The organism is Streptomyces durhamensis (genome assembly GCF_000725475.1).
Taxonomy (GTDB): domain Bacteria; phylum Actinomycetota; class Actinomycetes; order Streptomycetales; family Streptomycetaceae; genus Streptomyces; species Streptomyces filipinensis.
In genome coordinates this window covers 1-13,132 of the sequence record NZ_JNXR01000001.1, presented here as the reverse complement: position 1 = coordinate 13,132, position 13,132 = coordinate 1, and the positions used below count along the sequence as shown (strand labels likewise).

The 13,132-nt window shown below is 72.5% G+C and carries 10 protein-coding genes; 4 read left to right on the top strand and 6 right to left on the bottom strand.

Features of this window, described 5'->3' with window-relative positions:
* Window positions 1–4: 4 nt before the first annotated feature.
* A complete protein-coding gene (locus tag IO33_RS0100050) occupies window positions 5–964 on the bottom strand; it encodes a pyridoxamine 5'-phosphate oxidase family protein (RefSeq protein ID WP_031158551.1) in 960 nt (319 codons plus the stop codon).
* Window positions 965–966: 2 nt separating this feature from the next.
* Complete coding sequence (locus IO33_RS0100045) at window positions 967–1,413, bottom strand: VOC family protein (protein WP_031158549.1); 447 nt, start codon at window positions 1,411–1,413, stop codon at window positions 967–969.
* 114 nt (window positions 1,414–1,527) lie between these two features.
* Here IO33_RS0100045 and IO33_RS0100040 point away from each other — a divergent pair, with 114 nt between their 5' ends.
* The 3 genes from IO33_RS0100040 to IO33_RS0100030 all read left to right on the top strand — a co-directional run bounded on the left by IO33_RS0100040 (window position 1,528) and on the right by IO33_RS0100030 (window position 6,885).
* Window positions 1,528–2,070: a CGNR zinc finger domain-containing protein gene (locus IO33_RS0100040; RefSeq protein WP_031158546.1), complete on the top strand. Its 543-nt coding sequence runs from the start codon at window positions 1,528–1,530 to the stop codon at window positions 2,068–2,070.
* A 154-nt stretch (window positions 2,071–2,224) separates the two neighbouring features.
* Window positions 2,225–5,521, top strand: a complete 3,297-nt coding sequence (locus IO33_RS0100035; protein ID WP_031158544.1) for a S8 family serine peptidase — start codon at window positions 2,225–2,227, stop codon at window positions 5,519–5,521.
* 341 nt (window positions 5,522–5,862) lie between these two features.
* Window positions 5,863–6,885, top strand: a complete 1,023-nt coding sequence (locus tag IO33_RS0100030; RefSeq protein ID WP_031158541.1) for an aspartate-semialdehyde dehydrogenase — start codon at window positions 5,863–5,865, stop codon at window positions 6,883–6,885.
* A gap of 66 nt (window positions 6,886–6,951) precedes the next feature.
* Here the strand turns inward: IO33_RS0100030 and pepN are convergent, their stop codons facing one another.
* Window positions 6,952–9,528 carry an aminopeptidase N gene (gene pepN, locus IO33_RS0100025; protein WP_031158539.1) on the bottom strand — a complete coding sequence of 859 codons (2,577 nt, stop codon included), beginning with the start codon at window positions 9,526–9,528 and terminating at the stop codon, window positions 6,952–6,954.
* Window positions 9,529–9,640: 112 nt separating this feature from the next.
* On the opposite strand from pepN, the gene IO33_RS0100020 reads away from it, so the two are divergent.
* Window positions 9,641–10,147 carry a DUF1203 domain-containing protein gene (locus tag IO33_RS0100020; RefSeq protein ID WP_031158536.1) on the top strand — a complete coding sequence of 169 codons (507 nt, stop codon included), beginning with the start codon at window positions 9,641–9,643 and terminating at the stop codon, window positions 10,145–10,147.
* Here the strand turns inward: IO33_RS0100020 and IO33_RS0100015 are convergent.
* The 3 genes from IO33_RS0100015 to IO33_RS0100005 all read right to left on the bottom strand — a co-directional run bounded on the left by IO33_RS0100015 (window position 10,144) and on the right by IO33_RS0100005 (window position 13,031).
* Window positions 10,144–11,076: a LysR family transcriptional regulator gene (locus IO33_RS0100015; RefSeq protein ID WP_037684659.1), complete on the bottom strand. Its 933-nt coding sequence runs from the start codon at window positions 11,074–11,076 to the stop codon at window positions 10,144–10,146. The two genes, IO33_RS0100020 and IO33_RS0100015, sit on opposite strands and share 4 nt — an antisense overlap.
* Window positions 11,077–11,141: 65 nt before the next feature.
* Window positions 11,142–12,071 (bottom strand): DMT family transporter, encoded by a 930-nt coding sequence (locus IO33_RS0100010; protein WP_031158531.1) that lies wholly within the window; start codon window positions 12,069–12,071, stop codon window positions 11,142–11,144.
* Between the two features lie 33 nt (window positions 12,072–12,104).
* Complete coding sequence (locus IO33_RS0100005) at window positions 12,105–13,031, bottom strand: EamA family transporter (RefSeq protein WP_031158529.1); 927 nt, start codon at window positions 13,029–13,031, stop codon at window positions 12,105–12,107.
* Window positions 13,032–13,132: the final 101 nt, after the last annotated feature.

Below are 13,132 nucleotides of genomic sequence, written 5' to 3'. Positions count from 1 at the left end.
GACGTTAGCCCGGCACGTCCGGATTGGCCGGTGAATATTCCGGCGGGGACCAGCGCAGGGGCAGGGCGGCCGGGGCCCACCGGGCCTCGGTGAGGGTGAAGCGGACGGTCCGTGCGCCGTCGGCGGTGAACTCGGTGTGCGCCTCGCCGGTCAGCTGCAGGGTGGTGCCGGTGGTCCAGTCGAGGAAGAGCAGGCCCGCGCGGGGGTCGGTGCGCAGATTGCCGAGGGTGAGGAACATGGCGTTGCCGGGGTAGTCCGGCCAGGTCAGTTCGCGCGGTGACGCGATCCGCACGAAACCGGGGTTGCCGCCGCGGTGGCTGACGTCGGCTCCGCCGGGGTGCGTGGTGGCCAGGAAGAAGGTGTCGGCCGCGCGGACGAACTCCGTCTGCGGCGGGGTGAGTCCGGTCATGCGGTGGGGAGTTCCCGGGGTGCGGTCGGTGAGGATCTCGTACGACTGTCTGCGCTGGATGTACTTAGGGCAGTTGGAGAAGACCTGGTCCGCCTCGACCGCGAAGCCTCCGGGTGTCGGCCTCAGCCGGCCGTTGAGGCGCATGCGGCGCCGGGTGCGGGGGTCGAGCGCGATGGTGCCGATGGGCGTGCGGGGGGTGGTCAGCGCGTCCGCCAGGGGGTCCTTCAGGACGTCGCGCGCGTGCGCGTCGCCGGTGGTGGCTCGCGCGGTTCCCCGCGCCCCCGCGGGCACGCTCTCCTGCCCGGTACGGGTGAGGACCGACATCCGCCTCGGGCCCGTGGCCCGGACGAACCCGGGGCGGCCCGTGAGCGCGGAGGCCCACACCCGGCCCGTCTCCGGGGCCGCCGCGCCCACGACCAGCAGGGGCTGGAGTTCCAGGAAGGCCGCCGCGACCGGCTTGATGTCCTGGCCGAGGGAGCGGCCCACGTGGTCGGCGCGGTCGCGTACGCCCATCAGCTCCTGCACGGCGAGCGAACCCGCGTGGTAGGTGCCCATGGCTAGAAGAAACCGCAGGTCGGTGCGGAGGCGTGGGGGGCCGGGGCACCGTCGGGGCCGAGCGGGGCGGAGATCTCCAGGCGGATGCCGTCCGGGTCGTGGAAGAAGATCCCGCCCGAGGTCCCGCCCTCGCGGTGGGCGACCACGCCCTCGTACGCGAAGTCCACTCCGGCGGCCCGCAGCGCGGTCTCGTACGCCTGGACGCGGTCGACGGAGTCGACCGTGAAGGCGAGGTGGTGCAGTCCGGGCCGGTCGCGGTCGTACGCCCCCCGCGCCTGCTGCCAGAGGGTGACGAGCGGCTGACCGTCGTCCTCCCCGAGGAACGCGTAGCGCCGGTCGTCCTCCTTGCCCTCGGCGAGCAGGGCGAAGCCCAGGACGTCCCGGTAGAAGGCGAGCGAGCGGTCGAGGTCGGTGACGTTCAGGCCGGTGTGCGCGAGGCGCGGGCTCATGGCTGTTCCCTTCGGTGCGATGTATCTAACCGTTGTACTTCACGATAGAGGGTTAGCATCGATCGGGTCAACCGGTGACGTACGCTTTACTGGTTAGCCGAGAAGGAGTGCCCGATGTCCGCCGTCCGCGATCCCCGCCCGCTCACCGGCGAGCCCCTCGCCCTCGACCTGCTCAACACCCGGTGGAACCGGGAGGGCGTCACCCAGGACCTGCTCGACGGCACCGGGGGGCTGGCGGTGTGGCTCGCGAGCAACGGGCTGGCCGGCACCCACCCGGCCGACGCGGAGGTGCTGCGCCATCTGCGCGAGGCCCGCGAGGCGATCGCGGCCGCGGTGCACGGACCGCCGCGGGAGGCGGCGCCGCTCGTGGACGCCGTACTGGCGCACGGGCGCATCCGGGCCCGGCTGACCGAGGACGGGCCCGCCGAGGAGCCGGAGTTCGCCGACCCGTCCTGGGGCCCGGCCTGGCTCGCCGCCCGCGACTATCTGGACCTGCTCGGCAGGGCGCCGGAGCGGATCCGCTCGTGCTCCGGCGGCGGCTGCATCCTGCACTTCTTCGACACGTCCCGCAACGGCACCCGCCGCTGGTGCTCGATGGCCGTGTGCGGCAACCGCGCGAAGGCGTCCCGGCACTACGCGCGCTCCAAGGAGAACTGAGCCGATTCCGGTCCATTCAGGTCGGTTCCCCGCATAACCCATCGCGGGTTTTCCCCATACATCCATATCGTTTCGGTCAACGGACGCCAAAGTCCGGCGCCTTGGGCAAGGCTGAGCGCTCTCGTCCGCTCGTTCCTTGACCCGAGGGATGCCGATGACCCACACGCAAGAGCGTGATCCCATACCCGGCCACAGACGCCTGGCCCGCATGGCCGTGGCCGTGGGCGTGGTGGCGGCCCTGTCCGCCGCCGGGCCGATACCCCTGGCCCTCGCCGCCGGTACGCCGTCCGCACCGGCCACCGGACCCGCCGTCAAGTCCGCCCACGACAAACTGGGTTCGGACGACGCCTCACTGCTCGCCGACGCCAAGGCCGACGGCGACAAGAACGTCACGATGATGATCGCGACGGCCCCCGGGCAGACCGGGCAGGTCGCCAAGGAGCTGGACGCGGTCAAGGGCGGCTCGGTGGGCCGTACCTACGACAGGGTCGGCTACGTCCGTGCCACCGTGCCGACGGCCCGCGCGGACGCCGCCATCGCCGCCGCCGCGAGGCTCTCCTCGGTGCACGCCATCGACCTCAGGCAGGAGATACCGCTCGACGACCCGGCGCCGGACGGCACGAAGTCCGGCTCCCCCGCCGCCGCCCGCCCCGGCCCCGACCGGAACACCCCCACCGCGAACCCGTACAACCCGTCCTTCGAGACCGGTGCCGTCGACTTCGTCAGGGAGCACCCGAAGGCCGACGGCCGCGGCATCACCATCGGCATCCTCGACTCCGGCGTCGACCTCGGCCACCCGGCGCTGCAGAAGACCACCACCGGCGAGCGGAAGATCGTCGACTGGGTGACCTCGACCGACCCGATCGCGGACGGCGACGCGACCTGGCGGCCGATGGTCACCACGGTCTCCGGGCCCAGCTTCTCCTACGGCGGCGCGACCTGGACGGCGCCCTCCGGCTCCTACGGGATCAGCACCTTCAAGGAGTCCGCCACCACGGGCGGCGACGAGAAGGGCGACCTCGACCGGGACGGCGACACCACCGACAGCTGGGGCGTGCTGTACGACGCGGCGGCCGGCACGGTCACCGTCGACCTGAACGGCAACCACGACTTCACCGACGACACGCCGATGAAGCCGTACAAGGACGGCTACCAGGTCGGATACTTCGGCACCGACGACCCGAAGACCGACGTGGCCGAGCGGGTGCCGTTCGTCGTGCAGATCCGCAAGGACGTGCCGATGGACCCGTACGGCGGCGACTGGGTCGGCAAGAAGGCCGACTTCGTCAACATCGGTGTCATCGAGTCCGAGCACGGCACGCACGTCGCGGGCATCACCGCCGCCAACGGCCTGTTCGGCGGGAAGATGAACGGCGCGGCCCCCGGCGCGAAGCTCGTCTCCTCGCGCGCCTGCACCTGGACCGGCGGCTGCACCAACGTGGCCCTCACCGAGGGCATGATCGACCTGGTCGCGAACCGGGGCGTCGACATCGTCAACATGTCGATCGGCGGACTGCCGGCCCTGAACGACGGCAACAACGCGCGCGCCGAGCTGTACACCCGGCTCATCGACACCTACGGCGTACAGCTGGTGATCTCGGCCGGCAACTCCGGACCGGGCGCCAACACCATCGGCGACCCCGGCCTCGCCGACAAGGTGATCTCGGTCGGCGCCGCCATCTCCCGGCAGACCTGGGCCGCGGACTACGGCTCGGTGGTGGAGAAGAAGTACCAGATGATGCCGTTCTCCTCGCGCGGTCCGCGTGAGGACGGCGGCTTCACGCCGACCCTGGTCGCGCCGGGTGCCGCGATCAACTCCACCCAGACCTGGCTGCCCGGCGCCCCGGTCCCCGAGGCGGGCTACTCGCTGCCGGCCGGCTACTCCATGCTCCAGGGCACCTCGATGGCCTCCCCGCAGGCGACGGGAGCCTCCGCGCTGCTGCTGAGCGCCGCCAGGCAGAAGGGCATCGCGCTGCCGCCCGCCACGCTGCGCACGGCGCTGACCTCGACGGCCCACCACATCAAGGGGGCGCAGGCGTACGAGGAGGGCGCGGGCCTCATCGACGTCGTGGACGCCTGGAACGCCGTCAAGGACGACGCCCAGGCCCACGACTACACGGTCAAGGCCCCGGTCGACACCGCGCTCGACCAGGCCCTGAAGACCCCCGGCTTCGGCACCGGCCTGTACGACCGCGAGGGCGGCCTGAAGGCGGGCGAGAAGAAGACCTACGACGTCACCGTCACCCGCACCTCCGGCCCCGACAAGGCGGTCCGGCACGAGCTGCGCTTCGCGAACAACGCCGGACACACCTTCCGGATCGCCGGCGCCGACGAGGTGCGGCTGCCGCTGAACCGGCCGGTGACGGTCAAGGTCCAGGCGGCCCCGGCGTCCGCGGGCGTCAAGAGCGCGATCCTGCAGGTCGACGACCCGGGGACCGAGGGCGTCGACAAGCAGATCCTCACCACGGTGGTCGTCTCCACCCCGGCGAAGTACACCTACTCGGCGACGGATTCGGTCCAGCGCAACAGCACACGGTCGTACTTCCTGACCGTGCCCGAGGGCGCGAAGTCCCTCGAGGTCGCGATCGGCGGGCTGAAGGACGGGAGCCAGACCCGGTTCATCGCCATCCACCCGTACGGCACCCCGGTCGACAACACCGGCACCCCGTACTGCTACCCCAACTACCTCGACGGCAACGGCTGCAAGCCCGACGTGCGCTCCTACGCCGACCCGCAGCCCGGCGTCTGGGAGGTGGAGGTCGAGTCCCGGCGCACGTCCCCGCTGCTGGACAACCCGTACACGCTGGACGTCAGCGTGCTGGGCGCGGTCTTCGACCCGGCGACGGTGACCGTGCCCGAGGCGAAGGCCGGCGTGCCGGCCGGCGCCACCTGGAAGGTCACCAACGCGTACGCGGCCCTGGACGGCAAGCTGACCGGCGGCCCGCTCGGCTCCGCCCGGACGACCCGCCCGTCCCTCGGGCAGGGTGAGAAGCAGACCACCACGGTGGACGTGCCGGCCGGCGCCAAGTCCCTGGACGTCGCGATCGGCAACGTCTCCGACGCGGCCGCCGACCTCGACCTGACCGTGTACGACGCGAGCGGCAAGCAGGTCGCCCAGTCCGCCGACGGCGACTCGGAGGAGGCGGTCTCCGTGCCCTCCCCGGCCGCCGGCACGTACACCATCGAGGTCGTCGGCTACTCGGTCCCGTCGGGTACCACCGCCTACGACTACCGGGACGTGTTCTTCTCCCCCACGCTCGGTACGGTCACGGTGGACGACACCACGCCCGTCAAGCTCGGCACGGGCGACTCGGCCACGGTGACCGGGCAGGTCACGGCCGCCGCCCAGGCATCGGCCGGCCGTGAGTTCTTCGGCCAGGTCCAGCTGGTGAACGCGCACGGCACGGTCGCGGGCACCGGCAGCGTGAAGATCGGGAAGGTCACGCCGTAACCCGCAGCGGCCCTGGTGAGGGGCGGGCGTCCGTTCGGGCGCCCGCCCCTCGTGGCGTACCGGCCGGCAGGTGGCGCCGGCGACGCGGAGGCGTACGTCACACCGCCGTGTGGCCGCGACCCGGACGGGCAGGGACGGGACAGCACAGCTTGCGGGCCGGGCGCCCCGCGGAGGGAACATCTCCAGCTCAGCGGGGTTACCGGCGGACGTACGGAACCGTCCGCGGGGTGATCGTGTCCCACTCTTCGGGCACGGCTCGCAAAGAATTGGACAGGTGGACCGGGGTGGGCCGCATGATGGAAAAGCCCCGGTCATGCACGAGACACACAGAGGGAGACACCGTGAGGGTCGGAATCGTCGGAGCCACCGGTCAGGTCGGCACGGTCATGCGCAGGATCCTCACGGAGCGCAACTTCCCGGTGACGCAGCTGCGCCTGTTCGCCTCGGCGCGCTCGGCCGGCACCGTGCTGGACGGTGTGACGGTGGAGGACGCGGCGACCGCCGACTACACCGGCCTGGACATCGTGCTCTTCTCCGCGGGCGGCGCGACCTCCAAGGCGCTGGCCGAGAAGGTCGCCGCCCAGGGCGCCGTCGTGATCGACAACTCCTCGGCCTGGCGCAAGGACCCCGAGGTCCCGCTGGTGGTCTCCGAGGTGAACCCGCACGCGGTCGCCGACCGCCCCAAGGGCATCATCGCCAACCCGAACTGCACGACGATGGCCGCGATGCCGGTCCTGAAGCCGCTGCACGAGGAGGCGGGCCTGGAGGCGCTGGTCGTCGCCACCTACCAGGCGGTTTCCGGTTCGGGTCTCGCCGGCGTGGCCGAGCTGCACGGCCAGGTGCAGAAGGTCGCCGCGGAGGCCGACAAGCTCACCCACGACGGCGCGGCGGTCGACTTCCCCGAGCCGCAGGTCTACAAGCGCTCCATCGCCTTCAACGTGCTGCCGCTGGCGGGCTCGATCGTCGACGACGGTCTGAACGAGACCGACGAGGAGCAGAAGCTGCGCAACGAGTCCCGCAAGATCCTGGAGATCCCCGGGCTGAAGGTCTCCGGCACCTGCGTGCGCGTCCCGGTCTTCTCCGGCCACTCCCTCCAGGTCAACGCCCGCTTCGCCCGTCCGATCAGCCCGGAGCGCGCGACCGAGCTGCTCGCGAAGGCGCCCGGCGTCGCCCTCTCCGAGATCCCGACCCCGCTGCAGGCGGCCGGCCAGGACCCGTCGTACGTCGGCCGCATCCGCCGCGACGAGACCTCCGACAACGGCCTCGCCCTGTTCATCTCCAACGACAACCTCCGCAAGGGCGCCGCACTGAACGCGGTCCAGATCGCGGAGCTGGTGGCGGCGGAGTTGTCGGCGAAGGAATAGTTCACCGGCACATGAAGGGGCGCCTGGTGCCTTGCGGCACCAGGCGCCCCTTCACCGTGTGAAGGACTACTCGCCCGCCGCCGCGTCCGCCGCCTGCGCCTTCAGGGCGCGTTCGACGCCCGCGCGGGACTCCGAGACGAGGCGGCGCAGCGCCGCGTTCGGCTCGGCCGCGGCCAGCCAGGTGTCGGTCTTGGCCAGGGTCTCCTCGGAGACCTGGACCGACGGGTACAGGCCGATGGCGATCTGCTGGGCGATCTCGTGCGAACGGGAGTCCCAGACGCCCTTGACGACCTCGAAGTACGTGTCCGTGAACGACGCGAGCAGCTCGCGCTGGTCGGTCTGGACGAAGCCGCCGATCACGGCCTCCTGCACCGCGTTCGGCAGCTTGTCGGACTCGACCACCGAGGCCCAGGCCTCCGCCTTGGCCTCGGCCGTCGGGCGGGCCGCGCGGGCGGTGGCCGCGTGCCGCTCACCGGCCGCGGTCTTGTCCCGCTCGTACTCGGCCGCGATCTCGGCCTCGTCGAACCGGCCGACCGCCGCCAGCCGCTCCACGAACGCCCAGCGCAGCTCGGTGTCCACGGCCAGGCCCTCGACGGTGTGGGTGCCGTCCAGCAGGGCCTCCAGGAGATCCAGCTGCTCGGGGGTGCGGGCGGTGGCCGCGAAGGCACGGGCCCAGGCCAGCTGGTGGTCGCCGCCCGGCTGGGCCGCGCGCAGGTGGGCCAGCGTGGCGTCGGTCCAGCGGGTCAGCAGGGACTCGCGGGCGGCCGGGTCGGCGTACAGGTCGATGGCGAGCTTGACCTGGCGGTGCAGCGACTGCACGACGCCGATGTCGGACTCCTTGCCGATGCCGGACAGGACGAGCGCGAGGTAGTCGCGGGCGGCCAGCTCGGCGTCCCGCGTCATGTCCCAGGCGGAGGCCCAGCACAGGGCGCGCGGCAGGGACTCGGTGAAGTCGCCGAGGTGCTCGGTGACGACCGCGAGGGACTGCTCGTCCAGGCGGACCTTGGCGTACGACAGGTCGTCGTCGTTGAGCAGGACGACCGCGGGGCGGCGCTTGCCGGTCAGCTGGGGTACGGCCGTCAGCTCGCCGTCGACGTCCAGTTCGAGGCGGTCGGTGCGGACCAGCTTGCCGGAGCCGGCGTCGAGGTCGTACAGGCCGATGGCGATGCGGTGCGGGCGCAGGGTGGGCTCGCCCTTGGCCCCGGCGGGCAGCGCCGGGGCCTCCTGGCGGACGGCGAAGGAGGTGATCACCCCGTCGGCGTCCGTGGCGACCTCGGGCCGCAGGATGTTGATGCCGGCCGTCTCCAGCCATTTCCTCGACCAGGTCTTCAGGTCCCGGCCGGAGGTCTCCTCCAGGGCGCCCAGCAGGTCGGACAGGCGCGTGTTGCCGAACGCGTGCCGCTTGAAGTAGGCCTGCACGCCCTTGAAGAACTCGTCCTCGCCGACGTACGCGACCAGTTGCTTGAGGACGGAGGCGCCCTTGGCGTACGTGATGCCGTCGAAGTTGACGAGGACGTCGTCCAGGTCACGGATGTCCGCCATGATCGGGTGCGTGGACGGCAGCTGGTCCTGCCGGTACGCCCAGGTCTTCATCGAGTTGGCGAACGTGGTCCACGAGTGCGGCCAGCGCGAGCCGGGCGCGGCGGCCTGGCAGGCGATGGAGGTGTAGGTGGCGAACGACTCGTTCAGCCACAGGTCGTTCCACCACTCCATCGTGACGAGGTCGCCGAACCACATGTGGGCCAGCTCGTGCAGGATCGTCTCGGCCCGGACCTCGTACGCCGCGTCGGTCACCTTGGACCGGAAGACATACTGGTCACGGATGGTGACGGCACCGGCGTTCTCCATCGCGCCCGCGTTGAACTCGGGCACGAACAGCTGGTCGTACTTCTCGAAGGGGTAGGCGTAGTCGAACTTCTCCTGGAACCAGTCGAAGCCCTGCCGGGTCACCTCGAAGATCGCGTCCGAGTCGAGGAACTCGGCGAGCGAGGGCCGGCAGTAGATGCCGAGCGGCACCGACTGGCCGTCCTTCTCGTACACGCTGTGCACGGAGTGGTACGGGCCGACGATCAGCGCGGTGATGTACGACGAGATGCGCGGGGTCGGCTCGAAGGCCCAGACGTTGTCCTTGGGCTCGGGCGTCGGCGAGTTGGAAATGACGGTCCAGCCCTCGGGCGCCTTCACGGTGAACTGGAAGCTGGCCTTCAGGTCCGGCTGCTCGAACGAGGCGAAGACGCGGCGGGCGTCCGGGACCTCGAACTGGGTGTAGAGGTAGGCCTGTTCGTCGACGGGGTCGACGAACCGGTGCAGGCCCTCGCCGGTGTTGGTGTAGGCGCAGTCCGCGACGACCCGCAGGATGTTGCGCCCCTCCAGCAGCTCCGGCAGGGCGATCCGCGAGTCCTTGAAGACCTCGGCGGCATCCAGCTGGTCGCCGTTCAGGACCACCTCGTGGACGGTCGGCGCCACCAGGTCGATGAAGGACTCGGCACCGCCGCGGGCCACGTCGAAGCGCACCGTGGTCACGGACCGGTAGGTACCGCCTTCCTGCGCGCCGGAGAGGTCGAGATCGATCTCGTACGAGTCAACGGTGAGCAGCTCGGCCCGCTGCTGCGCCTCTTCGCGAGTCAGGTTTGTGCCAGGCACGCGGTCATCTCCTCGTTATGTGTGGGTTGCGCCATCCTTCCATGGGATCCACGGGGAGCGCGATGTCCGGATCCCGCCGGTCAGCGGGGCGTCGCGGCACGACGCTGGACGCATGACGACGACACACACGCCACGGCCCGTCCCGGCCCGGGTTCTCGGAGAGCTGCGGACCGCCGATGACGCGGGGCGCCCCCTGGCCCCCTTCGCCGACGAGGAGGGCGGCGCCCCGCTGCGCTGCTGTCTGCGCCGCAGCGCGCCGGGCGAGGAGATCGCCCTGGTCTCGTACGCGCCGCTGCGCCGCTGGGCCGCTGAGACGGGCGCCGATCCGGGCGCGTACGACGAGCAGGGCCCGGTCTTCATCCACGCCGGGGACTGCCCGGGCCCGTCCGGCACGGCCCTGCCCTTCGCCGACGCCCACCGCACCCTCCGCCGCTACTCGGCCGACGGCCGCATCCTGGGCGGCCGTCTGGTGACGCCCGCCAGGACTCCGGAGAGCGCGGGAGACCAGGAGGGTTTCACGACGGCCCTCACCGAGGCCTTCGCCGATCCGCGGGTGGCGCTGGTGCATGTGCGGGCGGTGGAGTACGGGTGTTTCCTGTACGAGGTGCGGCGCGCCTAGGACCGGGGGGCGGGATGTCCGCCCGGGTGACCGGGGGCGGCCGCCGCCTCCCGCAGGGCCTCCAGCACACGCGTCACCGCCCGCCCCGTCTCCCCGCCCCTGCGCACCGCCGCGGTCACATGGCGGACCGGGCCGGCCGGGCCGAGGTCGCGCATGACGACGCCGGTGCGGGGGGCCGCGGCCATGCGGGGGATCAGGGCCACGCCCATGCCCGCCTCCACCATGGCGAGGATCGCGGTCCAGCCGGAGGCCGAGTGGCCCTGGTGGGGGCTGAAGCCGGCGGTCTCGCAGGCGCGGCGGGTGATGTCCGACCAGGGGCCGCTGCCGCCGAAGATCCAGGGTTCCGCGGCCAGGTCGGTGAGGGTCGGGGCGGGGGCCGTGGCCAGGGGGTGGTCGGGAGGCAGGGCGAGGTCGAGGGGGTCGGTGAGCAGGGGTACGCGGGTGAAGCGGGGGTCGGCCGCGCTGGGGGCCTCGGCGGCGAGGGACAGGGCGAGGTCGACGTCACCGGCGGCCAGCAGGTCGTAGGCCGCGGCGGCCTCCGCCTCCCGTATGCGGACGGTCACCCCGGGGTGCGCCTCGCGCAGGGCCCGTACGGCCGGTACGACGAGGGCGGGCACCGCCGTGGAGAAGGCGCCGACCCGGACCTCGCCCGCCTCGCCGCGCGCGTAGGCCGCCAGGGCCGCGTCGGCGCGCTCCAGCTGCTCGAACACCGCCTCGGCGTGGGTCAGTACGAGCCGGGCGGCGTCGGTGAGCCGGACCCGCCGTCCGTGCGCCTCCAGCAGGGGCACGCCGAGCCGGTCGGCGAGATTGGCGAGTTGCTGGGACACCGCGGACGGGGTCATGTGCAGGGCCTCGGCCGTCGCGGTCACGGTCCCCCGCTCGCGCAGGGTGCGCAGGATCTGCAGCTTGCGGATGTCCCACTCGGCCATGCGCGCACGCTACACGCCGGTCTCCCGGGCGAGGGTCCTGCTGGGGCACGCGGACCCCGTGGCCGTCACCGCCGGGAGCCCGCGCCCAGAATGACCCCGCCCAGGATCAGCGCCATCGACAGCAGCTGCGGCAGGCCCGTCGTCTCGCCGAGCACGGCCCAGGACAGCAGGGCCACGCAGACCGGCTGGAGGTAGTAGACGATGCCGGCGCGGGTCGCGCCGATCAGGCCGACGGCCTGGTTCCAGGCGAAGAAGGCGAGCGCCGAGGAGGCCACACCGACGTAGAGGAGGGGCAGGACCGTGCCGGGGGCCGGGTGGAAGGAGCCCTGCACGGTCACGCTCACCGCCTGCGCGGGCAGCAGCAGGACCGTGCCGGTCAGGAACGTGCTGAACAGGAAGGCGGTGCCGCCGAGTTCGGCGGGCTTGCGGCGCAGCAGCGCGCTGTAGCCGGCGAAGCAGCACGCGGCGGCGATCATCCACAGGCCGCCGGGCGAGAAGCGGGCACCGCCGCCGACCAGCAGGGCCACGCCCGTGCAGGCGATGAGCAGACCGGTGGTGCGCCGGGCGCCGAGCCGGGCGCCGCCCAGCCGTTCGAACACCGCCATGAGCACCGGCGAGGCGGCCATGATCATGCCCATGGTGGCGGCGGGGGTGGTCAGTCCGGCCTGGTTGACGAGGGTGTTGTAGACGGCGACGCCGAGCAGGGAGACGAGGAGCACGTAGCGGGCGTGCCGGCGCAGCAGGGCCCGCTGGCGCCAGGCCTGCCGCGCGCCGAAGGGTGCCACGGCGAGGAGGGCGATCACCCAGCGCCAGAAGGCGTGCTGGACGGGCGGGACGCTGTCGTGCAGGCCGCGGGAGGTGACGAAGCTGCCCGACCAGACGACGGTGGCGAGCGCGGCGCAGGCGAGGCCGAGCAGGGGGGCGGCGGCCTGGCGCGGACGGCGGGCGGGTGCCGGGGTCGCGCTGCTGCTGGTCCGGTGCAGGACGGCGGTCACAGGGGTCCTTTCGGTGGGGAGGGGTGCGTGCTCCTACCGTCGCAGCGGAGAATCCGTCAGGTCCATCGAAAGTTTTCGACTGTTCTTTTCAGATGAACTGAACGGTCGGGGGCGGCCCCCGTACTGGCCCGCCAGGGTGGCGCCGAACGCCAGCGCCATCCCCGCGAGCTGCACCGGTGCGAGCGTCTGACCGAGGGCCGCCCAGCCGACGACGGCCGCGGTCAGCGGGGAGAGCGGGCCGAGGAAGGCGACCTGGGGGGCGCTGAGCCGGCCGATGCCGCGGAACCACAGCCAGTACGCCACCGCCGTGTTGGCCAGCGCCAGATAGACGCAGCCGCCGACGGCACGGCCGTCCAGGGCGGGCGGGGCCCCCTCGGCCAGGAAGGCGACCGGCGCGATGAGCAGGCCGCCCGCGGTGAGCTGCCAGGCGGTGAGCGCCAGCGGACCGACCCCGTCCGGACGACCCCACCGCTTGGTCAGGACCGTACCGGCGGCCATCGAGGCGGTGGCGGCGACGGCCGCGAGCACCCCGACGGCGTCGAGCGTTCCGGTGCCCTCCAGCACGACGAGGCTGACGCCGAGCGCGGCGACGACACCGGTGACGAGCGTGCGCGGAACCGGTCGCTGTCCGAGCAGCAGCGCCGAGAGGCCGAGGACGAACAGCGGCTGGACCGAGCCGACCACGGCGGCCATGCCACCGGGCAGCCGGTACGCCGACACGAACAGCAGCGGGAAGAAGACCCCGATGTTCAGCGCGCCGAGCGCCGCCGCCCGCCACCACCAGCCGCCGCGCGGCAGCTTCCGGGTCAGCGCCAGCAGGACCAGGCCGGCGGGCAGGGCCCGCAGCAGCGCTGTGAACAGGGGCCGGCCCGGCGGCAGGAACTCGGTGGTGACGGCGTAGGTGGTGCCCCAGGAGACGGGGGCGAGGGCGGTGAGCAGAACGGTGACGGACCGTCTCATGACCGGGTCCTTTCCGGCTCGACGAGGACGGGGGCGGAGGCGGCGGCCAGGACGGGGGCCGCGGCCGGGGCTGGGACGGGGGCCGGGGCGGGGGCTGGGAC

Bases quoted from the DNA above. Each gene is read 5' to 3' on its own strand.
- IO33_RS0100050 (WP_031158551.1), bottom strand. From the start codon at position 964: ATGGGCACCTACCACGCGGGTTCGCTCGCCGTGCAGGAGCTGATGGGC.
- IO33_RS0100045 (WP_031158549.1), bottom strand. From the start codon at position 1,413: ATGAGCCCGCGCCTCGCGCACACCGGCCTGAACGTCACCGACCTCGAC.
- IO33_RS0100040 (WP_031158546.1), top strand. From the start codon at position 1,528: ATGTCCGCCGTCCGCGATCCCCGCCCGCTCACCGGCGAGCCCCTCGCC.
- IO33_RS0100035 (WP_031158544.1), top strand. From the start codon at position 2,225: ATGACCCACACGCAAGAGCGTGATCCCATACCCGGCCACAGACGCCTG.
- IO33_RS0100020 (WP_031158536.1), top strand. From the start codon at position 9,641: ATGACGACGACACACACGCCACGGCCCGTCCCGGCCCGGGTTCTCGGA.
- IO33_RS0100015 (WP_037684659.1), bottom strand. From the start codon at position 11,076: ATGGCCGAGTGGGACATCCGCAAGCTGCAGATCCTGCGCACCCTGCGC.
- IO33_RS0100005 (WP_031158529.1), bottom strand. From the start codon at position 13,031: ATGAGACGGTCCGTCACCGTTCTGCTCACCGCCCTCGCCCCCGTCTCC.